Origin of the sequence: Verrucosispora sp. WMMD1129, from assembly GCF_029581255.1 — a bacterium.
GTDB classification, from domain to species: domain Bacteria; phylum Actinomycetota; class Actinomycetes; order Mycobacteriales; family Micromonosporaceae; genus Micromonospora; species Micromonospora sediminimaris.
Map to the genome: position 1 here is coordinate 5435539 of NZ_CP120741.1, position 25181 is coordinate 5460719.

Consider the following 25181-nt stretch of genomic DNA (forward strand, 5'->3'; position numbering starts at 1 on the left):
ACTCGTGTGGTTGTCGTAGTCATCGGGAGAATTGACCCGACGGTCTACGACGTCCTGATCCGGAGGTGAGCGTGTCCAACCACATGGCCGCTGGTGGCATGGGCGGTTGGAGCATGCTCCGGTCGATGCGCAGCCAGGACGACATCGCCGCGCACCGGCTTAAGCGTGGTGTCGCCCGCCGGATCGTCGCCTTCGCCCACCCCTATCGACGCGACATCGTCGTCTTCCTGCTCACCGTGATCGTCGCCGCGGTGATCGGGGTGGCGACCCCGCTGCTGGCCGGCGACGTGATCGACGCGATCACCCGGGGCGGCGCCGAGGCAGGGGCGCTGGTGATCCGGCTGGCCCTGTTCATCGCCGCGCTCGCGGTCGCCGACGCTCTCCTGTCGCTGGCCCAACGGTGGTATTCGGCCCGCATCGGCGAGGGCATCATCCTCGACCTGCGTACCCGCGTCTACGACCATGTGCAGCGGATGCCGTTGCAGTTCTTCACCCGGACCCAGACCGGCGCACTTGTCAGCCGGCTCAACAACGACGTGATGGGTGCCCAGCGGGCGTTCACCTCGACGCTGTCGGGCGTGGTCAGCAACGTGATCCAGTTGGTCCTCACCGCCGCGGTGATGCTCACCCTCTCCTGGCAGATCACGGCGCTGTCACTGGTGCTGCTGCCGGTGTTCATCATCCCGGCACGTCGGGTGGGCCGGCGGCTGGCCGAGATCACCCGTGAGTCGTACGACCTCGACGCCAAGATGAACGCGACGATGACCGAGCGGTTCGGCGTCGCCGGCGCTTTGCTGGTGAAGCTCTTCGGCCGACCCGACGCCGAGGCGGCCCGGTTCGCCACCCGCGCCGAACGGGTCCGCGACATCGGCATCACCTCCGCGATGTACTCGCGGACCTTCTTCGTGGCCATGCTGCTGGTGGCCTCGCTGGCCCAGGCCCTGACCTACGGCCTGGGCGGCTGGCTCGCGGTCAGCGGCCAGGTCAGTGCCGGCACCGTGGTGACCCTCGCGCTGCTGCTCACCCGCCTCTACGGCCCGCTCACCGCGCTGAGCAACGTCCGGGTGGATGTGATGAGCGCGCTGGTCTCGTTCGACCGGGTCTTCGAGGTGCTCGACCTGCAACCCGGCATCAAGGAACGACCCGACGCGGTGCGGATCCCCGAGGGCGCGGGGACTGTCGAGTTCCGCGACGTCCGGTTCCGCTACCCGAGCGCCGCCGAGATCTCCCTCGCGTCGCTGGAGGAGGTCGCCGCGCTGGATCGTACGGTCAACGAACCGGTGCTCAAGGGCGTCTCGTTCAGCGTCGAGCCGGGGCAGATGGTGGCGCTGGTCGGGCCCTCCGGCGCCGGCAAGTCCACCCTGTCCATGCTGATCTCGCGCATCTACGACGTGACCGACGGGCAGGTGCTGGTCGGCGGGGTCGACGTCCGGGACGCCCGGCTCGACTCGCTGCGCGACGAGATCGGGGTGGTCACCCAGGATTCGCACCTGTTCCACGAGACCATCGCGGAAAATCTGCGCTACGCGAAGCCGGACGCCACCGACGACGAGCTGTGGGCGGCGTTGGCCGGGGCGCAGGTCGCCGACCTGGTCAGGTCCCTGCCGGACGGGCTCGAGACGACCGTCGGTGAGCGTGGATACCGCTTCTCCGGTGGCGAGAAGCAGCGCATCGCCATCGCCCGGCTGCTGCTCAAGGCACCGTCGATCGTGATTCTCGACGAGGCGACCGCGCACCTGGATTCGGAGAGCGAGGCGGCGGTGCAACGGGCGCTCTCGGTGGCGTTGACCGGGCGTACCGCCCTGGTGATCGCCCACCGGCTCTCCACCGTCCGGGACGCCGACCAGATCCTGGTCCTCGACGACGGCCGCATCGTGGAGCGGGGCCGCCACGACGAGCTGGTCGCGGTCGGCGGTCTCTACGCCGAGCTGTACCGCACCCAGTTCGCGGTGGCGGACTCACCCACGCCGTACGCCGACGCCACCGGTCCCGAGCCGGTGGTCATCCCCAGCCGGGAGTACATCGCCGACGAGGCCATGCCGCCCGCCGCCGCCAACTGAGGCTGCTGGTCCATTCGCCGCTCACCCGAGGGCGGCCGAGTGAAGTTCGGCGAAGGCGGCACCGAGGGTCTGCGGTGTGTAGTGGGCGTTCAGCCCGCTGGGGTTGGGCAGCACCCACAGCCGGGCATCGGCCAACTGCTCCGGTTGCGGCCCGAACCCCGCCTTCGGTCGGGCAAAGCCGATCCGGTACGCCGTCACGCCGACCACCGCGACCCAGCGCGGCCGGTACCGACTCACCTTGTCGGTGAGCTGCCGTGCGCCGTCGACCAGTTCGCTCGCGGTCAGCTCGTCGGCGCGGGCGCTGGCCCGGGCCACCATGTTGGTGATCCCGAGCCCGAGGGCCGGCAGTTCGTCCTGCTCGCTGGGGTGTAGCAGTCGGGGAGTGAATCCACCGCGGTGCAGCGCCGGCCAGAACCGGTTGCCGGGGCGGGCGAAGTGCCAACCGGTCGCGGCCGACCACAGCCCCGGGTTGATCCCGACGAAGAGCACGTCCAGCCCGACGCCGATGATGTCCGGGATGGTCTTGTCGGCTGCGGCGGCCAACTCCTCCCGGCTCGGTCGTGGGTACCGGCGTGGCTGGGGCTCGTCCCGCCCCGGCCGGCCGTGGGCGGCCCGCCGGTCGCGGCGGGGTGGCTGTCCGGTGGTCACAGGCCGCGCAGCGCGCCGCCGTCGACCGGAACGGTGACGCCGGTGAGGTAGCTGGCCGCGGGGGAGAGCACGAAGGCGGCGACCCGACCGAATTCTGCGGGGTCACCGATGCGGCGCAGCGGGATGGCGGCCTCCACCTCGGTCCGGGCCCGTTCCGGGTCGCCGGAGGCAGCGAAGAGTTCCCGGTTGCGGTCGGTCAGGATCCGTCCCGGCAGCAGCCCGACCACCCGTACGCCCCGGGGGCCGTACTCGTCGGCGACATCCTTGGCAACGCCGGCCAGACCCGGCCGCAGGCCGTTGGAGATGCCCAGTCCGGGTACCGGGCCGCGCGCCGAGGTGGAGAGCACCAGCGCGATGGCGCCACCGTCGGGCATCGCGGCGGCGACCGTTCGTACGGTGCGGACGCTACCGAGGAAGACCGTCTCGAAGGACTGCCGCCACTGCTCGTCGTCGACCGACGCGGCACTGCCGGCGGGCGGTCCGCCGACGGAGACCAGGGCGCCGTCGATGCGGCCGAAGTGGTGCTGTGCGGTGGTCAGCAGGCGTTCGGGGGTCGTCGGGTCCGCCAGGTCGGCGGTGACGCCGACGGCCCGGTCGGGGCCGCCGAGACTGGCCACGGCGGCCTCCACCGCGTCGGCGTGCCGGGCGGAGAGCACCACCCGGGCGCCATCGGCCACCAGGCACTGTGCGGTGGCGTAACCAAGCCCACGGGAGGCACCGGTGAGCACGTACACCCGATCGGTAAGTCCGAGATCCATGGCGACGATCCTGCCCCAGCCCGGTGGGCCGGAAACAGCCCCGGTCCCGTGTCGTGGGTCAGGTTCAGGGGCGGGCCGGGCGCAGCAGGCGTACCCGGCCGGCGACCTGAAGGGCGAGCACGGCGCCGACCCGGCCGAGGGCGGGTGAGCGGCGGCGACGCGGTGCCCTTTGCCCGTCGTAGCGGAACTGCGCCTCGCGGACGGCCAGTTCCTCGGCGCCGAGTGCCGGCAGGGCGGCGCGGGCGTGCAGTGCACGGGCCAGGTCCCAGCCGTCGCGCAACCCGCCGCCGGTGGGTCGGTCGGCCGCCCATTCGACGAACACCGTCGGCCAGGTGGGGCCGAGCCCGGCGGCGAGCAGCGGCCAGTGCCGGGCGACCTCGCCGGCCCGCTTGCGCAGCAACGCGGCACGGGCGGCGGCCAACGGGCCGGGCGCGAAGCCGGGTGGCGGCGGATCGCCGGCCACCAGGGCCGCGACCAGTTCCGCCTGCCGCGAGGCGAGCGATCCGACCGGCCTTCCGGCCGGGCCGGCGGGCCCCGCCCCGGCCGGCGTCACGTCACCTCCGGAAAGCCGCAGGCGGCGGCGACGGCGTCCAGTTCGGTGCGCAGCTCGGCCGCCGGTGGGTAGTGCCCGTCGCGTTCCAGCAGGGCCGCCGGTGGGCGGTGCCGGGCGCACAACTCGGCGAGCAGCTCCAACACCTCCCGCCCGATCGGATCGGTGTGCGTGTCGTGGTAGAAGCCGCCACCCTCGGTACCGCCCGCGACGTGCACGTACGCCACCCGTTCCAGCGGCAGCCGGTCCAGCAGCGCTAGCGGGTCGGTGCCGCGGTTGCGGGCGTTGGCATACACGTTGGCGACGTCGAGCAGCAGCAGTGCTCCGGTGCGGTCCAGGATCTCGTTGAGAAACGCCGCCTCGTCGAGTTCGTCGTCCGGCCAGTCGAACAGGGCGGCGATCGGTTCCAGCGCGATCGGCACCGGCAGGTCCGCCTGGGCGCGGGTGATGTTGGCGCAGATCGCGTCGACCGCTTCGTGGCTGCGGGGCAGGGGTAGCAGGTGGCCGGCCTCCAGGCCGCCGGCCCGGACGAAGGCGATGTGCTCACTGACCAGGGGCGCCGCCAGCTGCTGCGCGACGGCCGCCAGGTGGGCGACCCGGGTCGGATCGACCGGTTCCGCGCCGCCGAGGGAGAGTCGCACGCCGTGCGGCACCACGGTGACGCCGCGGTCCCGCAGCTCGATCAGGTCGTCCGGTGGCGGTCCGGCGGTCGGTACCGACTCGGCGATCACCTCGACGAAGCGCAGGCCGGGCAGCTCGGCGACGAAGCCGGCTATTTCCGGGCGCCAGCCGATCCCCACGCCATGCGGGGTGTTCATCCGCCGCACCCGCCGCCGCAGCCCCCGCCGCCGCAACTGCCGCCACCGCAGCCTCCGCCGCCCGCGGCACCGCCGCCGCCACACCCGCCGGTGGACGTCGCGCCGCCGGCCACGGCTTGGCGTTGGATCTCGGCCTGCTGGGCGAAGGTCGGATCTAGTGCCCAGAGTGACGCGGTGCCGTAGAGGGCCACCGCCATGGCGGCTCCCGCCGCTCCATAGGTGGCGTACGCCGGGTTCGCGGTGGGCGCGAGGTGCCGGTTGCGCTGGCGCAGTGTCCGCAGGGCGGCCTCGGCTGCCCGGGTTCGGCGGGGCACCCGGACGAGCAGCACAGCGGTCAGTACGCCGAGCGCGACGACGGTGAGCACCAGATACCAGACCGGGCGGTCGTTGGCGAGCCCGGCGACGATTCGGGCGACACCGAGCACCAGGAGTGCGACCAGCAGCAGCGGACCGTGCCGCAGGGCGGCCCGCCGGTCCGGACCGATCGCGAGACCGCGCTGGTCGAGGCCGTCACGCAGTTCGGTGAGGGCCCGCTCGACCCACTCGGTGCGCCGTAGCTCCCGGGCCAGGGTGCGCTGCGTCGCGGCGTAGTGGATGGCCCGGTCGAGTGGGGTGGCGGCGGGCGGCAGCGGACCGTCGGCGGTCAGCCGGCGGTCCGGGTCCACGCCGATCGCGCCCTGGCTGCGCAACGCGCCGAGCGAGGTCCAGACGGCGAAGTCATCGCCGCCGTTGAGGTAGGCGACCTGCTGCGGGTTCAGCTGGTCGGCGGGGGGAGCGGCACGCCCGCCCAGCAGCGCCCGGCGGCGGATCAGCACGACGGTGACGGCGAGCACCGCAGCCACCAGGTAGAGCGTGATGAAGGTGGGACCGGGAACTCCCCAGGTGTCGTAATCGACCGCGAAACCCGTCATGGCCTGCTCCTGTCACGCGAGGGAACGCGGCTTCATTGTGGAGCGGCGATGCCAGCATCCGGCTGCCCGTACGGTCGAGTTATCTTCTCGTTACCTGACGGGTTCAGCGTCGGCGCACCGCTTCCTCGACCAGATCGAGCACCGCGCCCAGGTCACCGGCGGGCCGACCCATGGCCAGGTGCAGCACCAGCCCGTCGTAGGCGAGTTCGAGGAACCGGGCCAGCACGTCGATGGGGATGTCCTCGCGGAGTACGCCGGCCTCCCGTTGACGGGCCAGCCGGTCCCGGGTCGCCTCGGCGATGGCGGCCGACCGCTGTGCCCAGCGGGTGGCGAAGGTCGGGTCGGTACGCAGCCGTCGCGACACCTCCAGTTGGCTGCCCAGCCAACCTGTGGTGTCCGGGGAGACCGCCCGGGCGAGCAGGTCACGCATGACCTGGACCAGTCCGTTGCGGGCGACCGTCTCCACCATCGTGGCCGCGTCGTCCTCAGCGACGGCGAGGAAGAGGGAGTCCTTGTCCCGGAAGTGGTGGAAAATGGCGCCACGGGAGAGGCCGGTGGCCTCCTCCAGGCGTCGTACGGTCGCGCCCTCGTAGCCGTGCCGGGCGAAGCAGGCTCGCGCGGCGGCGAGGATTTCCTGACGGCGGGCGTCGAGCTGATCCTGGCTTACTCTGGGCACGTGTCGATCGTGTCAGCTCCCCTCGACTGACGCAAACCGTACGTACGGCTTGGTTCCTGGGGTCGGCCGCATGCGACGGCTGTTCCGGACCGACACCACCGCGTAACCTTCCGCCCTGTCGGCGAGGTACCCGATTCCCGTAAGGTGCCCGAGTGCCGCTGCTCCTGCTGGACCTGGACAACACCCTGCTCGATCGGGCCGGGCCGTTCCGCACCTGGGCAGAGCGCTTTCTCGACGGCATCGGAGCGCCTCCGCACGACATCGAGTGGTTGCTGTCCATCGACGCCGACGGATTAACGGACCGCTGGGACGTGGCGGACGCGATCCGGGACCGCTATCGGTTGCGGATCCCCTCCATCGACCTGGTGGAGGAACTGCACGACGGGGTGGTCGAGTTCACCCGGCTGGACCCGCTGGTGGCGTGCGCCCTGCGGATCGCCGACGACGCCGGCTGGATGCCGGTCGTGGTGAGCAACGGCGCGGTTCGGCAACAGGACGCCAAGATCAGACGTACCGGGTTGGACCGGTACGTCGCCGACTGGGTGATCTCCGAAGAGGCGGGGGTCAGCAAGCCCAACCCCCGCATCTTCGCGCTCGCCGCGCAGCGGGCCAGAATGCCGCTGCGCGGTGCCTGGGTGGTCGGCGACGGCCCGGAGGCGGACATCGGCGGAGCCACCGCCGTCGGTCTGCCCAGCATCTGGCTGCACCGGGGGCGTCCCTGGACCGACGCCCGGTTCGCGCCCACGGCGACGGTGGACACCGTGATCGCCGCCATCGCCGAGATCATGGGCGCCTGAGTCGCGCTAATTGGGTTGACCCGACCGGTGCGGCCGACGAGCATGGTCCGCGCATCGTGCACTCCGGGCGTGCGCCCGGTCGAGGAGAGGGGGTCGGTCATGGCCGTCTTCGCAGGTCACTTCCTGCCTCCCCACACCTCGACCAAGGGATTACCAGCGTCATGCGTGATCACGACTTTCCGGCGCCCGAGCGCCGAACCCGCGGCCGACGCCGCTTCGACGACGACGAACCGCACTTCCTGAAGCGCGGCCGGCCGACCGGCCCCGCTCCCACCGACCCCGACGAGCCCGACCCGGGGACCGGCGAAACGTGGTCCTCCTGGGACGATGCGCTGCACGGCCCGCAGCCCCACCCGCACTGGCTGGTCACCGAACTGGCGGCGAAGGACACCGAGCTCGGTGTGCTCAAGACCGGCAAGGAGGCCGACGTTCACCTGGTGCGCCGGGGTCTACCCGGCACCGACCGGTCCTGCCTGCTGGCGGCGAAACGATACCGGGATCCTCGGCACCGGCTGTTTCACCGGGACGCGGGATACCTCGAAGGGCGCCGGGTGCGCCGCTCACGTGAGATGCGGGCGATGACCGGCCGGACCGCGTTCGGCCGGCAGATGATCGCGGGACAGTGGGCGGCGGCGGAGTTCGCCGCCCTGAGCCGGCTCTGGGAGATCGGCCAGCGCTACGGCACCATCACCGTGCCGTACCCGGTGCAGTTGCGGGGCACCGAGCTGATGCTGGAGTTCCTCGGCGACGCCGAGGAGGGACGCGCCGCACCCCGGCTGGCCGAGTTGCGCCCAGCACCGGCCGAACTACGTGCTCTGTGGGGGCAACTGGTCGACGCGCTTGTCGTCCTGGCCCGAGCCGGGTACGCGCACGGCGACCTGTCGCCGTACAACCTGCTGGTGCACGCGGGGCGACTGGCGCTGATCGACCTGCCGCAGGTGGTCGACGTGGTGGTGAACCCGCAGGGGCGGGAGTTCCTGGCCCGCGATGTTCGGATCGTCGCCGCCTGGTTCGTCGCCCGGGGACTGCCGGCGGACCTCGTGGACCCGACGGTGCTCACCGAACTGCTGTGCCGCGAGGCAGGTCTGGCCTGACCGGCCGGGCTCCGGGTGGCGGTGGCCACCGCCACCCGGAGCCCGTCGCGGGGCGTGGGCGAGCGGGATTCACTGCAGATAGCGTTCGACCTCGGACGTCGGGCGGGCGCCCTGGGCCTCAGGATCGCCATGGGCCTGCCGAGCTGCACGGCGGCGGCGCAGCAGATCCCAGCACTGGTCGAGGGACTCCTCCAGCTCCCGCAGGCGGGTGCGTGCCTCATCGTCGGTGCCAGTCTCGTGGGCCTGCGCCTGTGCGCGCAGCCGGTGCTCCTCGTCAACCAGATCCGAGATCCGGCTCAGGATGGTCTTGTCGTCCATGTCCCTGAGCCTGGCACAGCGGGGCCGACCACGGCTCGCATTCCCGTCGGCGAATCGCACAGACCGGCCGATGTGCCCCGGCGGCCAGCCGCCGCCGCTCATCGGGCGGGCGACGGTGCGGGCGGCCCGGCGGCCGGCGCTCTGGTCGCCGGACCGTGCGCCTGCGGCGGGTGACCCGGGTCGACCAGCGCATGATCACCAGCGCTTGAGTTGCTGCGGTGACGTTGTTAGGTTGCGCCGGGGCCGGTGTGCTGTGTGGCTCGCTCCTGACTGACCGGTCAACTAGCTCACGGCCAGGGACGGTGTGATGGGTTCCCGCAGTACGAAGCTGCGTGCCAAGGTGGTGGCCCTGCTGGCCGCGCTGGTGGCGCTCTGGAGCTTCGCCGCCTGGGTCACCGTCCGCGATGGAGCGAACCTGTTCGGTGTGCAGGCGCTCGACGCGCAGGTGTTCGATCCCACCGAGCCGCTGCTGCTGCAGTTGCAGTTGGAACGGCGCACCTCGCTTGTCTATCTCGGACGCCCGCAGGAGGCGCAGCTTGACGAGTTGACCCGGCTGCGTGCCCGTACCGACCAACTGGCCGCCGAGTTCGTCGAGTCGACCGACGACTGGCAGGTCGGCGTGTTCGGCAGCGACGCGCTGCACGACCGTATCGCGGAGCTGGAGCGGCAATTGGCCGCGCTGCCCGACACGCGTACTGCCGTCGACGGGCGCAACATCGGCCGCAGCGACGCCGGTGCGACGTTCACTGAGCTGATCGAGTCGATCTACCAGGTGTACGACGAACTCGGCAATCTCGACGACGACCAGGTCGCCGAGGACACCGCACAACTGATCCGGCTCGACCGTGCCCGGGAGCTGTTGTCCCAGGAGGACGCCATGCTGGCCGGCGTGCTCGCCGCAGGCCGGATCACCTCGGTCGAGCGGGCCGAGTTCACCCGGGTTGTCGGTGCCCGTCAGTTCGTCGCCGAGCAGGCGATCGTCCGGCTGCCCGAAGCTGATCAGCGTCGCTACGAGCAGATGGTCACCGGGGCGAGCTTCCGGCGACTGGCCGACCTGGAATCTCAGGTCATGAACGGCAACGGCACCTACCGACTGCCGTTCTCGACCTCGGACTGGTCCGACACCACCGCTCCGGCGCTAATCGAGATCGGTGACGTGGTGCTGGCCGGTGGTGACGACATCGTCAAGCGGGCCACGCCGGTCGCGATCGGTGTCATCGTCCGGCTGGTCCTCGTCGCGGGTCTCGGCCTGCTCGCGGTCATCGCCTCGGTGGTCGTCTCGATCACCACGGCACGGGCGCTGGCACAGCAGCTGCAACGACTGCGCGATGCGGCGTTCCGACTCGCCAACGAACGGTTGCCGAGCGTGGCGGAGCGGCTCGGGCGCGGTGAGCAGGTGGACGTCGCCAGGGAGATGCCAGCGCTGCGCTTCGATGACGACGAGTTCGGCCAGGTGGGTCGAGCCTTCAACGTGGTGCAGGAGGGCGCCGTCCGCACCGCGGTCGAGCAGGCCCAGCTGCGTGGGACCGCACGCGAGGTGTCCCTGAGCCTGGCCCGGCGTACCCAGGCCCTGGTGCACCGCCAGCTCACCCTGCTCGACGCGATGGAGCGTCGCGAGCAGGACGCCGAGGAGTTGGCAGACCTGTTCCGCGTCGACCACCTGGCCACCCGGGTACGACGTGCTGCGGAGAACCTCATCGTGCTCTCCGGCGCGACCCCCGGCCGGGCGTGGCGCCGCAGCGTCCCGATGGTGGACGTGGTCCGGGGTGCGGTCGGTGAGGTCGAGGACTACACCCGCGTCACCCTGCTCTCGATCGGCGGTGTGTCGCTGGCCGGGCGGGCCGTCGGTGACGTCATCCACCTGCTCGCCGAACTGATCGAGAACGGACTCTCGTACTCTCCGCCACACACCAACGTGGAGGTGCGCGGAGAACTGGTCGCCAACGGCTTCGCCATCGAGATCGAGGACCGCGGTCTGGGCATGACCGAGGACGACCTCGCCGCCGCCAACCACCGAATCGTGGACCGTTCCGAGCGGAACCTCGCCGACGCGTCCCGGCTGGGCCTCTACCTGGTGAGCCGGCTGACCGACCGGCACGGCGTGCAGGTCCGGCTCAAGGAGTCGGCGTACGGCGGGACGACCGCCGTGGTGTTGATCCCGACTGATCTGATCGTCGACGAGGCTGAGCCGAGCATGGCGGAGGGACGACCTGCGGACGCCGCGGCCCAGCCCACCGGCGACGGTGGCGTGATCGGGACCGGCCGGGAGGTACCGGCGGAGATCGGGCACTCCAGCGGTGACGGTGCCGATGTTTACGGGCTGCCGAGCAGTTCTCGGCCCGGTGCCGGGCACTCCGTTGCCTGGGACGGACCGACGATTCCGATCGGACTGCCGGTCACGTCAGCGTCCAACGACGGTCCGCAGTGGCCGCCGCGCCGGACAACTGATCCCGGCACCGGAAGCGGTGCGGGCCCCGCCGCCGGTCGACCGGCCGACCCGGTGACCCCGGGTGGCCCCATGCCCGCCGAGATCGAGCCGACCCGCACCGAGTCGGGCCTGCCGGTCCGGGTACGCCAGGCGAGCCTGGCCCCGGCGTTGCGGGCCGAGCCCGAGACGGTGCAAGCGGACGAGGACGTGGTCCGCGAGCCCGAACAGGTGCGGCGCATGATGAGTTCGTACCAGACCGGCACCCGGCGCGGACGTTCCGATGCCGCACGGCTGCTCGGTGCTGGCGGTCGGTCCGGGCCCGACGATGAGCCCGAGGACGCCGATCAACAGGCGACCTGACCGAGGTGCGCTGCCCGGCGAGCCGGGGAGAACGGTCAGGCCCAAGTGAGCACGGCGATGAGCCGGGGGAGAAGAGGACGACGAAGTGGCGCAGAAGACGGCTTCGAGTGCCGACCTGACGTGGTTGCTGGATGATCTGGTTGGCCGGGTCAAGCAGGCCGAACACGCGGTCGCGCTGTCCGCCGACGGTCTGCTGATGGCCTCCTCGCAGGGGCTCAGCCGCGACGACGGTGAGCACCTGGCGGCGATGGCGGCCGGCATCCAGAGCCTGGCTCGCGGCGCCGGCAAGCGTTTCGGCGGCGGGCAGGTGCAGCAGACGATCATCGAGATGCAGTCTTCGTTCCTGTTCGTCACAGCCGCCGGGCGTAACGCCTGCCTGGCGGTGCTGGCCAGTGAGGACGCCGACGTCGGGTTGATCGCGTACGAGATGGCCATGTTGATCACCCGGGTCGGCAGGTACGTCGCCTCGCCGTCCCGGCCAGCCGAGCAGGCCAACGGGGAACAGCAGCCCGGATGACGGTGGAGGGAACGCGGTGACCGGCGGCCGGGCCCGCCCGGTCACCGGCCCGCCGGCCTGGGCCCGCTTGACCTGGCGATCGTCGGCACACAGCATCTTCGAGGCGGTTATCAATGGACTACGGGCACGCTGAGCGGCCGTCGGACGCGGCGGCTCTGCCCACAGCGATCAAGATTCTGATCGCCGGCGGGTTCGGGGTGGGTAAGACCACGTTGGTCGGCGCGGTCAGCGAGACGCGTCCGCTGCGGACCGAGGAGGTGCTTACCGAATCGGGCGTGGGCATCGACGACCTGGAAGGCGTCGAGACGAAGCGGACCACCACCGTCGCGATGGACTTCGGTCGGATCACCATCAGCGACGACCTGGTGCTGTACCTCTTCGGCACCCCGGGTCAGGACCGGTTCTGGTTCGTCTGGGACGAGTTGGCACTCGGCGCGATCGGCGCGGTGGTGCTCGCCGACACCCGTCGGCTGGCCGACTGCTTCCCCTCCCTCGACTACTTCGAGGGTCGGGGGACCCCTTTCCTCGTCGCGGTCAACTGCTTCGAGGGAGCCCGCCAGTACCGGCTCGACGAGGTGCAGGCGGCGCTGAACCTCGATCCCGAGGTGCCGGTGCTGCTCTGCGACGCCCGGCAGCGGGAGTCGGTGAAGGAGGTGCTCATCATGCTGGTGGAGCACGCCATGAAGACTCGGGAGGCACGTCGCGCCGACTGACGGGACACCAGACGACATGAGGGCTCCCACCCGTCCGGGTGGGAGCCCTCATGGCATCGCGGTCAGTTGGCGATCATGCGCCGCAGCACGTACTGCAGGATGCCGCCGTGCCGGTAGTAGTCCGCCTCACCCGGGGTGTCGATCCGCACCACCGCGTCGAACTCCACGCCGCTGTCGGTGGTGACCTTCACCGTACGCGGAGTGTCGCCGTCGTTGAGCGCGGTCACTCCGGCGATGGTGAACGTCTCGGTGCCGGTCAGTCCCAGCGACTCGGCGTTCTCCCCGGCGGGGAACTGCAACGGCAGCACGCCCATCCCGATCAGGTTGGAGCGGTGGATCCGCTCGTACGACTCGGCGATGACCGCCTGCACCCCGAGCAGCATGGTGCCCTTGGCCGCCCAGTCCCGCGACGAGCCGGAACCGTACTCCTTGCCGGCCAGGATGACCAGCGGCACGCCCGCCTCCTGGTAGGCCATGGAGGCGTCGTAGATCGAGGTCTGCTCCCCGGTCAGGTGGTTGACCGTGAAGCCGCCCTCCACCCCGGGGACGAGCTGGTTGCGCAGCCGGATGTTGGCGAAGGTGCCCCGGATCATCACCTCGTGGTTGCCCCGGCGGGAGCCGTAGGAGTTGAACTCGTGGCGCGGCACGCCGTGTTCGGCGAGGTACTGCCCGGCGGGGGAGTCGGCCTTGATGGATCCGGCCGGCGAGATGTGGTCGGTGGTCACCGAGTCGCCGAGCTTGGCCAGCACCCGAGCCGGACCGATGTCGGAAACAGGCGCCGGCAGGCGCCCCATGCCCTCGAAGTACGGGGGCTTGCGGACGTAGGTGGAGTCGCCGTCCCAGGCGAAGGTGTCCCCGGTCGGGGTCGGCAGGGACTGCCAGCGCTCGTCACCGGCGAAGACGTCGGCGTACGCGGAGCTGAAGCCGGTGGCGCCGATCGCGGAGGCGATGACGTCCTGGATCTCGGCGGTGCTCGGCCAGATGTCGCGCAGGAAGACCGGGTTGCCCTCGCTGTCCTCGCCGAGCGGCTCGTTGGCCAGGTCGATGTCCATCGTGCCGGCCAGGGCGTACGCCACCACCAGCGGCGGGGAGGCCAGGTAGTTCATCTTCACGTCCGGGTTGATCCGGCCCTCGAAGTTCCGGTTGCCGGAGAGCACCGAGACGACCGCGAGGTCTGCCTCGTTCACCGCCGCGGAGATCTCCTCCGGCAGCGGGCCGGAGTTGCCGATGCAGGTGGTGCAGCCGTAGCCAACCAGGTGGAAGCCGAGCTTCTCCAGGTACGGCGTCAGACCGGCCCGTTCGTAGTAGTCCATGACGACCTTGGAGCCGGGCGCGAGGGTGGTCTTCACCCACGGCTTGCGGTTCAGGCCCTTGTCCACGGCGTTACGGGCGAGCAGCGCCGCACCGATCATCACCTGCGGGTTGGAGGTGTTGGTGCAGGAGGTGATCGCGGCGATCACCACGGCGCCGTGGTCCAGCTCGAACTCGGTGCCGTCGGCGCCGGTGACCCGGATCGGGTTGCTGGCCCGTCCACCGGAGCCAACCGCGGAGTTGACCAGCTCACGGGGCGCGTCGGCCGGGTCGTCGATCCCGTTGGCCGGGGAGTCGCTGGCCGGGAACGACTCGGCGCTGGCCTCGTCGGCGTGGCCGGTCACGCCGTACGGCTGCTCCTGCTGTGGGACGCCCGGCTTGCGGCCCGGGTCGCCGCCGGTCTCGTCGGCGGACACGTAGTCGGTGAGCGCCGAGCGGAACAGGGTCTTGGCGTTGCCGAGCGGCACCCGGTCCTGCGGGCGCTTCGGCCCGGCGAGAGAGGGCTCGATGGTGCCCAGGTCGAGTTCCAACTGCTCGGAGTAGACCGGCTCGTGGTCCGGGTCGTGCCAGAGGCCCTGCTCCTTGGCGTACGCCTCGACCAGGGCGACCTGCTGCGGGTCACGGCCGGTCAGCTCCAGGTAGCGGACGGTCTCGGCGTCGATCGGGAAGATCGCGACGGTGGAGCCGTACTCCGGGGACATGTTGCCGATGGTGGCCCGGTTGGCCAGCGGCACCGCGCTCACGCCGGGGCCGTAGAACTCGACGAACTTGCCGACCACGCCGTGCTTGCGCAGCATCTCGGTGATGGTCAGTACCAGGTCGGTGGCGGTGGTGCCGGCCGGCATCTCGCCGGAGAGCTTGAAGCCGACGACCCGTGGGATCAGCATGCTCACCGGCTGGCCGAGCATGGCGGCCTCGGCCTCGATGCCGCCGACGCCCCAGCCCAGCACGCCCAGACCGTTGACCATGGTGGTGTGCGAGTCGGTGCCGACGACCGTGTCCGGGTACGCCTGGCCGCCGCGCTCCATCACCGTACGGGCGAGGTACTCGATGTTGACCTGGTGCACGATGCCGGTGCCGGGCGGGACCACCTTGAACTCGTTGAACGCGCTCTGGCCCCAGCGCAGGAACTGGTAGCGCTCCTTGTTGCGGGTGTACTCCAGCTCGACGTTGCGCTCGAAGGCGTCCTCGCGGCCGAACAGGTCGGCGATGACCGAGTGGTCGATGACCAGCTCGGCGGGGGCGAGGGGGTTCACCTTGGTCGGGTCGCCGCCGAGGTCGCGGACGGCCTCACGCATGGTCGCCAGATCGACCACGCAGGGTACGCCGGTGAAGTCCTGCATCAGCACCCGTGCCGGGGTGAACTGGATCTCGACGTTCGGGTCTGCGGTCGGGTCCCACGCACCGAGCTGGCGGATGTGCTCGGCGGTGATGTTCGCGCCGTCCTCGGTCCGCAGCAGGTTCTCCAGCAGGATCTTCAGGCTGTAGGGGAGCCGTTCCTGGCCCTCCACCTTGCTGATCTTGAAAATCTCGTAGCTCGCGTCTCCGACGCGTAGCTGGGTCTTCGCACCGAAGGTGTCGAGGCTCGCCACGTCGTACTCCTTCACACCAGCGACCGTGAGTAGTCCTGAGCAGTCTTTCGCACCGGCCGGAGTGCTGCCGTGGTTAGGCAACACTTACCGCCGATTCTCGCCGTCAACAAAACCGTACGTCCGTCTTGCTATTCATGCAACCCGGTGACATCGTCTGGACGGGAGGTGCACACATGATCCATCACGTACAGCTGGCCTGCCCGCCCGGCTCGGAGGGCCTTTCGCGGGCCTTCTACGTCGGCATCCTCGGCCTCACCGAGCTGACCAAACCGCCCGCCCTCGCGGCCCGCGGTGGTTGCTGGTTCCAGGGGTACGGTGCCGAGCTGCACCTCGGCGTGGAGGACGACTTCCGCCCGGCACGCAAGGCGCACCCCGCCCTGCTGCGGCCCGATCTCGACGCCCTCGCCGCCCGGCTGCGCGCCGCGGGCCATCCGGTCACCTGGGGCGACGAAGATCTGCCCGGCCTGCGACGCTTCCACACCCACGACGTCCACGGCAACCGCCTAGAGTTTCTGGCCCCCACCGTCTGAACGCCACCCCGCCGCCATAACCCTCACCGGCCAACCGCCCGCGCCCGTCCGTCGCCGTGCCGCCCGCAGGCGCCGCCGGTTTCCTCAGGTCAGGGACTATCGGTGGACCCCGTGCCGTGCCGTGCCGCTGCGCCGTGCCGCTGCGCCGTGCCGCGCCGCCCGCCGCCGTGGCCCTCGCCGCCTGCTGGGGGGGGCCTGTCTCGCTAAGGGTGTTTCCGGCGATCTTGGTTAGTAGGTTTCAGCGGCTGGGAAGCGGTCGCTGAAGGTGATGGCGAAGGCGTTCAGGGCGGGTTTCCAGCGCGTCGTCCATCGGGTTCTGCCTGCTCCGGTGGGGTCCAGGGATCGGGTCACCAGGTACAGGCACTTCAACGCGGCCTGCTCGTTGGGGAAGTGGCCGCGGGCCTTGACCGCCCGCCGGTAGCGGGCGTTCAACGATTCGATCGCGTTGGTCGAGCAGATGACTGTGCGGATCTCCAGGTCGTAGTCGAGGAACGGGATGAACTCCGCCCACGCGTTGTCCCACAGCCGGATCACCGCCGGGTACCGGCCGCCCCATTTCTCGGCCAGGTCGTCGAACGCGGCCCTTGCGGCGGTGGCGTTGACGGCGGTGTAGATCGGCTTGATATCGCGCTTCAGCTCATCCCAGTAACGCCGCGAGGTGAGCCGGAAGGTGTTGCGGATCAGATGGATCACGCACGTCTGCACCACCGTCTGCGGCCACACGTTCGTGACGACATCGGGCAGGCCCTTCAACCCGTCGCAGACCAGGAAGAACACGTCCTTCACGCCCCGGTTGCGCAGGTCGGTGAGCACGCTCATCCAGAACTTCGCGCCCTCACCACCCGCGCCGGCCCACAACCCGAGGATGTCCTTGTCCCCGTCGAGGGTGACTCCGATCGCGGCATAGAACGGCCGGTTCGCCACCTGCCCATCCCGCACCTTCACCACGATGGCGTCGATGAACACCGCCGCGTAGATCTCGTCCAGGGGCCGGTGGGACCAGTCGGTCATCTCCTCGATCACCTTGTCGGTGATCCGCGAGATCGTCTCCTTGGACACCGAAGCCCCGTAAATCTCGGCGAAGTGCGCCGAGATTTCCCCGGTGGTCAAACCCTTGGCATACAACGACAACACCACCTCATCGACGCCCGACAGGCGACGCTGCCGCTTGCGCACGATCTGCGGCTCGAACGTGCCCGCCCGGTCCCGCGGCACGTCGATCTGCACCCGTCCCGACGCGTCGGTCAACACCGTCTTCGACCGAGTGCCGTTGCGGATGTTGCCCGAGCCGGCACCGTCGGGTTCGTGTTTGGCATAACCGAGATGCTCCGTCATCTCCTCGTTCAACGCGGTCTCCAGGACCGTCTTGGTCAACTGCTTCAACAGCCCGTCCGGACCCGTCAACGACAAGCCCTGCTCCTTCGCGGCCCGAACCAGCTCAGCGGCGGCTTTCGCCTCCGCCGACGGCTCAGCCCGCTTCTTCCGTCCGGTCTGGTCGTTCAGTGTCGCGGTCATCACGGCACCCTCCTCACCAGGCACAACGCCCGGCAGGTCAGGCCGGAAACACCTTTAGATCCACAGACCCGCTGGGGGCAGCGATGCCGCCTGCAACATCGGGGATGTTGCTGTGTCACGCCACGGCGAGGGAGCAACATCCCCGATGTTGCTGCATCCTCCGGACGATCGGGACTGTAAGACGAACGGTGTAACTCCTGATCAAGGAGCAGCACCTGATGTCTGATGGATCGATGGCCGCCGTGGATACTGCCGCGGTGGCGAAGAACGGGCCGGGACAACCGGCGGAGGGTCTCGACGGGGAACTCGTCGCCCAGATCGTGGAGCAGGCCCGTGCGGCGGGTCTGCAGCTGACCGGCGACGGCGGTCTGTTGCAGCAGCTCACGAAGCGAGTCCTGGAATCAGCGCTTGAGGGCGAAATCACCGATCACTTGGGCTATGACAAGGGCGAGCCGGCGGGCAGGAACGGCGGGAACTCCCGCAACGGTGTGCGGGCCAAGACGGTGCTCACCGATGTCGGCCCGGTCGAGATTGACGTGCCGCGCGACCGGGATGGGTCGTTCGCGCCGCAGATCGTCCGCAAGCGGCAGCGTCGGTTGTCCGGTGTGGACGACATGGTCATCTCGCTGTCCGCCAAGGGCCTGACCACCGGGGAGATCCAGGCCCACCTCGCCGAGGTCTACGGTGCCGACGTGTCACGGCAGACGATCTCGACGATCACTGACAAGGTTGTCGAGGGCATGACCGAGTGGCAGAACCGGCCTTTGGACCCGGTCTACCCGGTGATCTTCCTGGACGCGGTGCACGTGAAGATCCGTGACGGGAAGGTCGCCAACCGGCCCATCTACCTGGCCCTGGCCGTCACCGTTGACGGCACCCGGGACATCCTCGGGCTGTGGGCCGGTGACGGCGGTGAGGGCGCCAAGTTCTGGCTGCAGGTCCTCACCGAGCTGAAGAACCGCGGTGTCGCGGACGCGTGCATGGTGGTCTGTGACGGACTCAAAGGGCTGCCCGACGCGATCGGCGAGGTGTGGCCCGAAGCGGTGGTGCAGACCTGCGTGATCCATCTGCTGCGTGCCTCGTTCCGGTATGCCGGCCGGCAGCACTGGGACGCCATCGCCAAAGCCCTGCGGCCGGTCTACACCGCGCCCACCGAGCCGGCTGCCAGGGCCCGGTTCGCCGAGTTCACCGAGGCGTGGGGCGGCAAGTATCCGGCGATCGTGCGGCTGTGGGAGCAGGCGTGGGCGGAGTTCGTGCCGTTCCTGGCCTTCGACGCCGAGATCCGCACCGTCGTCTGCTCCACCAACGCCATCGAGAGCGTCAACGCCCGCATCCGCCGCGCCGTCCGCGCCCGCGGCCACTTCCCCAACGAGGCCGCCGCGCTGAAATGCGTCTACCTGGCCGTGATGAGCCTCGACCCCACCGGGCAGGGCCGCCGGCGCTGGACCATCCGCTGGAAGCCAGCCCTCAACGCCTTCGACATCGCCTTCGAAGGACGCCTGTCCGCAGGCCGCAAGTAGCCGTCAACAACCCGAGTTACACCGTTCGTTTGACAGACCCGGACGATCCGGCGTGGGTGGGTGGGTGGGTGGGTGGGGTTGGGGTGGGGTTGGGGTGGGACGACGAAGGGCCGGCCCTGGGTGGGGTCGGCCCTTCGTGGTGTTTCGGTTGGTCAGGAGGTGGCGCTGTAGCCGCGGGTGGCGATCCAGTCGGCGAGGGTGTCGATGCTCATCCGGTAGGAGGCTTGGGTGGGGTCGGCGGAGTCGGCGATGGTGACGGTGTCGCCGCCGTCGCGGTAGCCGACGACGCTGATGTAGTGGCCGCCTTCGAAGCTGTGGGTGGTGCCGTCGGTGTCGGTGGCGGTGCCGGCGATGTTGGCGACTACGGCGCGGCCGTCGTTGACGGTGCGGACGATGTCGTCGCGCAGCTTGTCGGTCTGCTTGTCGTCGGCCTTGGGGTCGGTGATCTCGACCGAGCGGTAGACGTCCTTGCCGGTCTCCTTGTTGAGCACGGGGGTGATGTCGTTGATGGAGTTGGTGCCGGCCTCGGTGGTGCGCATCTGCTTGGCCATGGTGTCGACGTCGATGTTCTTGCCCTGCACGCTCAGGGCGTTGCGGGCGGCGGCGGGGCCGCAGTAGTAGAAGTTGGGCTGTGCTTCGTAGCGGACGCCGAGTTCGCGTTCGCCGCCGGGCTTGCGGTCGGCCTGCACGGCGCTGGCCTGGACGCCCGGGGTGGCGTGGGCGGCGATGGCGGGGCCGGCGATGCCACCGGCGGTGGCGGCGGCAGCGGCGATGGTCAGGGCGGTCTTACGCAGGATGGTGGTAGCCATGATGATCTGCACCTTTCGGTCGGGGGTGCGCGCGGCTGCGCCCGCGTGTGGGGGATGCGGGTGAGCCATGCGGAAAGGGGGGAGGTTTTGCGGCGTTCGTCCGGTGTCCCGGGAGGCGGGGTGACACCGGGGGATCGCGGCCCGGCCAGGTGTAACGCCGGGTGGGCCGGGGCCATTCCGGGGGCCTCGCGGGGAGGCGGATGGCGCTGGCGTCGTCGTCCTGGGTGTAACGCCCGACGGCGGGGAGCCATTCCGGCCCGGGCCGGGGGCGGCGCTCGGAGGCGCTCGTGGTTACGCCATGTACAACCACCGGACCTGGCCCGCGATTCCGCCGCGGGGGTGACCCCGGCCACCGCAAACCGCCCGATAACTGACATATCTGGTCAGATTGTTGTCATCCGTTGCCGGGGTGAGCCGGGTGGGGCGTTTTCGGGCGGGGGGAAGGGGAAAGCGGCGGCGGTCAGGAGGTCACGACCGAGGGGAGAGGCCGTGCGGCAGCAGGACCGGTCCGTCGCCATCCGGGAACGTCTGTCGCCGGTCGCCGGGGCGCCGCTGTGGTGCGATGCGCTTGACTTCGGACTTCGGGGTGATGGGGTCACCAACGACCAGCCTGCGCTGTCTGCCCTGGTTGACCGCCTGGGTGAGGGGTACGCCGCCGACAGTAGGGCGCGGGTCATCTACTGCCCGCCGGGCATCTACTCGATCAGGGACGCGGGCACGATCTGGCGTAGCGGCGTGTCACTGATCGGTGCGGGGCCTGGAGCCACCCGGTTCGTGCTGAGCAACGAAGGGAACCGGGCAGACCCGACACCGCTGGCCTTCTGGACCACCGTGCAGCACGGCGCCGACCGGGACCGGCACATCGCCGACTGCACCTTCGCCGACTTCGAGATCGACGGCTCGGGCGTGGCGATGGCGGAGTACAGCTATCTGGCCAAAGGTCTCGGCCTGCAGTACGTCGTGCGGGGCGTTTTCCGCAATCTCTACATCCACCACACCGGCGCCACCGGGCTCGGCTGCGACTTCCTCCAGGACAGCCTGATCGACGGCGTGGTGGTGGTCGGCTGTGGTCGGCTGGACAACGGTGAGGAGATGGGCGGCGCGGGCATCGGCATCGGCATCGGCGGCTGGGGTGCGGTGGAACGTTGCACCATCAGCAACTGCACCACCCTCGGCAACGGCACCAACGGGATCTTCCTGGAACTGCAGAAGCCGTACTGGACGCCGCCGCGCGGGTATCGCATCATCGGCTGTCACAGCCAGGCCAACCGGTTCGGCATCTCGGACTGGGGCGCCGACGGCCTGATCGTCTCCGCCTGCACGCTCACCGGGAACCTGGAAGCCGGCTTCGACGTCTCCGCCAACGGCACGGCGGGCATCGCCGGCCGGGGCGGCATTCTCAGTGACTGCGTGATCGACCGCAATGTCCGCGACGGGATCAGCATGGGCAACACTCCCGGGCCGTACACGATTCGGGGCAACCGGATCAGCGGCAACGGTTGGTACGGGTACCACCAGCACAGCCTGGGCAACGGCTATGAAGGCCCGGCGTCGGACGTGGTGATCGACAGCAACGAGTTCTGGGACAACGGTCTGGACGGAATCCGGGTGGACCGGCCGATGGTCGACGCGGCGGTGACGAACAACCGGATCCGGAGCAACGGGCGGCAGTGCGCCCCGGCGGCCACCGGCTCCGGGGAGTCGGTGCGGTACGGCCGGCGTGCGGTGTCGGACCGGGCGGCGGTGTGGGCACCCGACGGGCATCGCGGAAAGCTGCTCCGGGTGGGGTCCCGACTGGCACTGGTGGTCGGCAACACCGAGATGGAACTGGACCTGGCGGACCTGCGGCCGGATGCGGCGATCGCCTGGAACGAGGACGTGCCACCACCGGGCGCGCGCTACGAGTTGCCGGCGGCGGCGCCGGTACGGGCCGGGTTCACGGTGAACGCCCACTTCGAGTCGGCGATGGTGCGCGGCAACCGGATCTGGGACAACCGCGACGACCCGACCCAGCGTTACGGCATGTGGATCAGTGATCAGGGGGCATGCGTCTCCTGCCGGGTCGAGGACAACGACCTCGCCGGCAACGCCGAGGGAGCGATGCGGCTGGACAGCCAACCGGTCGGCGGCCGATGGGACCGCAACCACATCGACGTGGACTGAGGGCGACTCAGCCGGCCTCGTCGGCCGGAGAGTTCGAGCTGGCCTCCGCGTGCCGGTCGCGCAGCCGGGCCCGGATCTCCTCCGGGGTGTACGCGCGCCGCCGCCGTTCCGCCCGGGCGATCACCACGCCGGAGGCCGCGACACCGGCCAGACCGGCCAACCCGAGGACCTTCCACCACCGCATCCGTCGCCGCATCCGCTTAGGGTAGTCCCCTATGAGCATCAGCCTGGACGAGGCGGTGGAGCTGACCCGTACCGGCGATCTGTGGGTCTTCCGTGGCCGCAGCGTGCCTGACCGGGCCATCCAGTTGACCACCAACAGCCCGGTCAACCATGTGGGCATGGCTGTGGTGCTGGACGACATGCCACCGCTGATGTGGCATGCCGAGCTGGGTCGGTCGCTGCCGGATTTGTGGACCGGCACCCACCAACGTGGTGTGCAGTTGCACGACCTGCGGGACGCGGTCTGTGTCTGGGCCAACCGGTACGGCCAGCGGGGTTGGCTGCGCCAGCTCGAACCGCCGGCCGACGCGGAGATGGAGCGGTCGGTGCTGCGGACCATCGCCCGGCTGGACGGCACACCGTTTCCGTCCACCGCCCAGCTGGCCTGGCGGTGGGTGCGCGGGCGGGTGCCGTCGCCGCGGTTGCCGCTGCCGGCCTTCCGGCGACGCGTTCCGGCCGTTGACCCGCAGCCGGATCCGCCTGCCGGAGGGGCGCGGGACCTGGACCTGGAAACCGCGTACTGCGCGGAGGTTGTGGCGGTCACCTACGAGGCGATGGGTCTGCTGCCGGTCGGACGCCGACCGAACTGGTACGACCCGGGTCGGTTCTGGAGCGGGGACGACCTGGGGCTGCACGGAGGTGCCCGGCTGGGCAGCGAGATCGAAGTGCGGATCCCACCCCGTTGAGGTTTCGTCGGGGCACCCCCGGGCAATTGCTTGCGGCGTGACTGCTTCCACCGATCTCGACCTGCTGACCGACTTCTTCGAAAGGTACGGCGTGGCGTTGACCGCCGGTGACCTGCCGGCGATCGCCGGCTGCTACGCCCTGCCCGGGCTGGTGGTGGCCGACACCTACAGCTTCTCGTTCAACTCCCCGGCCGCCGTCGCGCTGTCCTTCGTGGGTGCCGCGCCTGACTACGCCGAGCGCGAGTTGGTTGCGGCGCACGCCGACATCGAGCAAGTGCAGCAGATTTCCGCCCTGCTCGTGGAGGTCGCGGTGCGCTGGGAGTTCCTGGACAGCCAGGGCCGGCAGGTGCCCGGCGAACGGTACCGCTACCTGCTGCGTAGCACCGAGGAGGGGCCGGCCATCTGCACTGTCGTGCGGACGGGCTGAGCCAGCGGTACGGCTCCGGCCGCCGACCAGCCAGGTGCGACGCGTCGATGTGTCGGGTGCGTCGGCGGGTCGGGCGGCTTTGGCGCCTGCCCGTTTCGCGCCGCGGCCCGGCGTGACTAGGCTGGCCCGTCGGCGACGACGAGTGGGGACCTCAATGTCAGTGCGGCCGTCCGGTGATGCCAACGACGATGCCACCGGTGACCAGGGTGGTGATACCACGGGTGACCGGAACGGTGACGCCGCCAGTGGGGTGGTCGGTGGGCACGATCTGTCCAGGATGGTCGCCTCCGTACCCTGGGTGGTGGCGCTGGTCGGCGTCGCGGTGCTGGCGGTGCTGCTTGTGGTCGCACTGTTGTCGTTCCGCGGCCCCGAACGTCCGTCGGCATGGGCGCCGGGCCCGCCGATGAGCCTGCCGACGACTGTCACGGCGAGCGCGGAGGCAGCGCCTACAGCTCGTTCGACGACCTCGACCGGCCCCACCGCGACAGCTTCGGTCACACCGACCGGCTCACCCACGCGGTCCGGATCGCCGGCACCGCCGACCGATCCGTCGCGTACCGGATCGCCCGCGCGGCCGGAGGCCAGCCGGTCACCGAGCACGTCCGCCCCGGCGGCGCCGACCGACGGCGGCGGGGCGGTCACCGCCAGCTACCGGGTGCTCGACAGCGGCGACGCGGATCACTTCGAGGCCCAGTTGGTGGTCAGCAACGGCACCAGCGGGTCGAACGACTGGCAGGTGGAGTTGCGTTTCAGCGGCGGTGTCACCGGGATCCGGGCCTCCAGCGGCCCGGGAGTCTCGGTGACCATCAGGGGCCCTGGCTGGTACCTGCTCAGCGGAACCGGTCAGCTCGCCGCCGGGGCCCAGCAGTCGGTGCAACTGCGGTTCACGCGTACCGGGGGCGGGGAGTATCCGAGCCAGTGCACGGTCAACGGAACCGGCTGCGGGATCGGTTAGGACAGTTGGTGATTCGTCGGGCACTTTCCGGCGCGGCTGAAGATCGTTACGCTTGCCGGGCTGCCCGCTGAGGAGAGACATGTCCGGTACGCGCCGCGCTCCCCGTCAGTTTCCGCCGCACGGCTCAACCGCCGTGGCTTCCTCGCCGTGGATCCTGGTGTCGATCGGCGTCGTCATCATGGTGGTGCTGCTCGTCATCGCGGTCGGCGCGTACCGGGGGCCTGGGCCGGACTTCCAGCCGGTGCCGCCCGGACAGCCACCGGTTGCCGCCGCGCCGATACCCGAGCGCGCCTCCTCGGCAGGTCGAGAGGCGTCGGCGCCACCGTCGGTGGCGGTGCCGGGGCTCTCCCCACGCCGGACCGACCCGCCGAGCCCGACCCCCAGCGCGGCACGTACGACGCCGCCGCCGGCCGCGCCGCCATCGGTCGCACCGTCCCGTACGCCGGCACCGCAGCCCGCGCCGATCGAGGCCCGCTATCGGGTTTTGCACACGTTCCACGGAGGCTTCATCGCCGAGGTGTCGATCCGCAACGCCTCCCACCGTGACCTGGACTGGGTGGCGCGGGTGGAGTACCCGGGCGGGCGGGTGGTGACCGCCTGGCTGGAAGGCGTTCCACAGGGGACGTTCAGCGGTGCGGACGGAACGTTGACCTACCGCAGCGGGCCGGACCTCGCCGGCGGATCGTCCGTGTACCTGCGCTTCCACATCGAGTCGGCCGATCCCCGGCCCGCGAGTTGCCGCGTCTCCGGACGCATCTGCCGCAGCCGTTAGCGTCCAGCGGGGACTGGCCGCGCCTGTCTTG

General features: G+C 70.4%; 24 protein-coding genes. 13 read left to right on the forward strand and 11 right to left on the reverse strand.

The annotated features are described in order from the left end of the window. The first annotated feature begins 83 nt into the window (after positions 1-83). Complete coding sequence (locus tag O7624_RS25375) at positions 84-2060, forward strand: ABC transporter ATP-binding protein (protein WP_282240760.1); 1977 nt, start codon at positions 84-86, stop codon at positions 2058-2060. A gap of 21 nt (positions 2061-2081) precedes the next feature. Here the strand turns inward: O7624_RS25375 and mug are convergent, their stop codons facing one another. From mug to O7624_RS25405, 6 genes are all read right to left on the reverse strand, one after another. Beyond that, positions 2082-2603 (reverse strand): G/U mismatch-specific DNA glycosylase, encoded by a 522-nt coding sequence (mug, locus tag O7624_RS25380; RefSeq protein ID WP_282240761.1) that lies wholly within the window; start codon positions 2601-2603, stop codon positions 2082-2084. A gap of 101 nt (positions 2604-2704) precedes the next feature. Continuing rightward, the gene (locus O7624_RS25385; protein ID WP_282237519.1) at positions 2705-3466 is read right to left on the reverse strand and encodes an SDR family oxidoreductase; all 762 of its coding nucleotides are present in this window, start codon (positions 3464-3466) and stop codon (positions 2705-2707) included. A 64-nt stretch (positions 3467-3530) separates the two neighbouring features. Continuing rightward, positions 3531-4019: a hypothetical protein gene (locus tag O7624_RS25390; protein WP_282237520.1), complete on the reverse strand. Its 489-nt coding sequence runs from the start codon at positions 4017-4019 to the stop codon at positions 3531-3533. Continuing rightward, positions 4016-4834, reverse strand: a complete 819-nt coding sequence (locus tag O7624_RS25395) for a DUF692 domain-containing protein (RefSeq protein ID WP_282237521.1) — start codon at positions 4832-4834, stop codon at positions 4016-4018. Before O7624_RS25395 ends, O7624_RS25390 begins: the two co-directional genes overlap by 4 nt. Further along, complete coding sequence (locus tag O7624_RS25400) at positions 4831-5745, reverse strand: TIGR04222 domain-containing membrane protein (RefSeq protein WP_282237522.1); 915 nt, start codon at positions 5743-5745, stop codon at positions 4831-4833. The genes O7624_RS25395 and O7624_RS25400 overlap by 4 nt, the downstream gene beginning before the upstream one ends. Before the next feature lie 103 nt (positions 5746-5848). Further along, positions 5849-6421, reverse strand: a complete 573-nt coding sequence (locus tag O7624_RS25405) for a TetR/AcrR family transcriptional regulator (RefSeq protein ID WP_093401424.1) — start codon at positions 6419-6421, stop codon at positions 5849-5851. A gap of 152 nt (positions 6422-6573) precedes the next feature. Between O7624_RS25405 and O7624_RS25410 the strand changes: the two genes are divergently transcribed. Beyond that, a complete protein-coding gene (locus O7624_RS25410; protein ID WP_282237523.1) occupies positions 6574-7218 on the forward strand; it encodes an HAD family hydrolase in 645 nt (214 codons plus the stop codon). A gap of 161 nt (positions 7219-7379) precedes the next feature. Then, a complete protein-coding gene (locus O7624_RS25415) occupies positions 7380-8312 on the forward strand; it encodes an RIO1 family regulatory kinase/ATPase (RefSeq protein WP_282237524.1) in 933 nt (310 codons plus the stop codon). A gap of 69 nt (positions 8313-8381) precedes the next feature. Here O7624_RS25415 and O7624_RS25420 read toward each other — a convergent pair whose 3' ends face one another. After that, complete coding sequence (locus O7624_RS25420; RefSeq protein ID WP_093401421.1) at positions 8382-8630, reverse strand: DUF2630 family protein; 249 nt, start codon at positions 8628-8630, stop codon at positions 8382-8384. Positions 8631-8937: 307 nt separating this feature from the next. On the opposite strand from O7624_RS25420, the gene O7624_RS25425 reads away from it, so the two are divergent. The 3 genes from O7624_RS25425 (at position 8938) to O7624_RS25435 (ending at position 12648) form a co-directional block, all read left to right on the forward strand. Next, positions 8938-11418 carry a nitrate- and nitrite sensing domain-containing protein gene (locus O7624_RS25425; RefSeq protein ID WP_282237525.1) on the forward strand — a complete coding sequence of 827 codons (2481 nt, stop codon included), beginning with the start codon at positions 8938-8940 and terminating at the stop codon, positions 11416-11418. Between the two features lie 85 nt (positions 11419-11503). Continuing rightward, a complete protein-coding gene (locus O7624_RS25430; protein ID WP_093401419.1) occupies positions 11504-11935 on the forward strand; it encodes a roadblock/LC7 domain-containing protein in 432 nt (143 codons plus the stop codon). Between the two features lie 113 nt (positions 11936-12048). After that, positions 12049-12648, forward strand: a complete 600-nt coding sequence (locus O7624_RS25435) for an ATP/GTP-binding protein (protein ID WP_093401418.1) — start codon at positions 12049-12051, stop codon at positions 12646-12648. 62 nt (positions 12649-12710) lie between these two features. Here O7624_RS25435 and O7624_RS25440 read toward each other — a convergent pair whose 3' ends face one another. Beyond that, complete coding sequence (locus tag O7624_RS25440) at positions 12711-15566, reverse strand: aconitate hydratase (RefSeq protein ID WP_093401417.1); 2856 nt, start codon at positions 15564-15566, stop codon at positions 12711-12713. A gap of 158 nt (positions 15567-15724) precedes the next feature. Between O7624_RS25440 and O7624_RS25445 the strand changes: the two genes are divergently transcribed. Continuing rightward, positions 15725-16081 carry a glyoxalase gene (locus tag O7624_RS25445; protein ID WP_093401416.1) on the forward strand — a complete coding sequence of 119 codons (357 nt, stop codon included), beginning with the start codon at positions 15725-15727 and terminating at the stop codon, positions 16079-16081. A gap of 228 nt (positions 16082-16309) precedes the next feature. Here O7624_RS25445 and O7624_RS25450 read toward each other — a convergent pair whose 3' ends face one another. Further along, complete coding sequence (locus O7624_RS25450; RefSeq protein WP_282237173.1) at positions 16310-17596, reverse strand: IS256 family transposase; 1287 nt, start codon at positions 17594-17596, stop codon at positions 16310-16312. 218 nt (positions 17597-17814) lie between these two features. Here O7624_RS25450 and O7624_RS25455 point away from each other — a divergent pair, with 218 nt between their 5' ends. Further along, positions 17815-19116, forward strand: coding sequence for an IS256 family transposase (locus tag O7624_RS25455; protein ID WP_282236516.1), 1302 nt, complete (start codon positions 17815-17817; stop codon positions 19114-19116). A 152-nt stretch (positions 19117-19268) separates the two neighbouring features. Here O7624_RS25455 and O7624_RS25460 read toward each other — a convergent pair whose 3' ends face one another. After that, positions 19269-19925 carry a C39 family peptidase gene (locus tag O7624_RS25460; protein WP_282237181.1) on the reverse strand — a complete coding sequence of 219 codons (657 nt, stop codon included), beginning with the start codon at positions 19923-19925 and terminating at the stop codon, positions 19269-19271. 489 nt (positions 19926-20414) lie between these two features. Here O7624_RS25460 and O7624_RS25465 point away from each other — a divergent pair, with 489 nt between their 5' ends. Next, positions 20415-22088: a right-handed parallel beta-helix repeat-containing protein gene (locus O7624_RS25465; RefSeq protein ID WP_282237526.1), complete on the forward strand. Its 1674-nt coding sequence runs from the start codon at positions 20415-20417 to the stop codon at positions 22086-22088. 7 nt (positions 22089-22095) lie between these two features. Here O7624_RS25465 and O7624_RS25470 read toward each other — a convergent pair whose 3' ends face one another. Next, positions 22096-22284 carry a hypothetical protein gene (locus O7624_RS25470; RefSeq protein WP_170863509.1) on the reverse strand — a complete coding sequence of 63 codons (189 nt, stop codon included), beginning with the start codon at positions 22282-22284 and terminating at the stop codon, positions 22096-22098. Positions 22285-22303: 19 nt separating this feature from the next. Here O7624_RS25470 and O7624_RS25475 point away from each other — a divergent pair, with 19 nt between their 5' ends. The 4 genes from O7624_RS25475 to O7624_RS25490 all read left to right on the forward strand — a co-directional run bounded on the left by O7624_RS25475 (position 22304) and on the right by O7624_RS25490 (position 25150). Then, positions 22304-22996, forward strand: coding sequence for a hypothetical protein (locus O7624_RS25475; protein WP_282237527.1), 693 nt, complete (start codon positions 22304-22306; stop codon positions 22994-22996). 37 nt (positions 22997-23033) lie between these two features. Next, positions 23034-23423 (forward strand): hypothetical protein, encoded by a 390-nt coding sequence (locus tag O7624_RS25480; protein WP_282237528.1) that lies wholly within the window; start codon positions 23034-23036, stop codon positions 23421-23423. 154 nt (positions 23424-23577) lie between these two features. Next, positions 23578-24378, forward strand: coding sequence for a hypothetical protein (locus O7624_RS25485; protein WP_282237529.1), 801 nt, complete (start codon positions 23578-23580; stop codon positions 24376-24378). Positions 24379-24457: 79 nt separating this feature from the next. Next, a complete protein-coding gene (locus tag O7624_RS25490) occupies positions 24458-25150 on the forward strand; it encodes a cellulose binding domain-containing protein (RefSeq protein ID WP_282237530.1) in 693 nt (230 codons plus the stop codon). Positions 25151-25181: the final 31 nt, after the last annotated feature.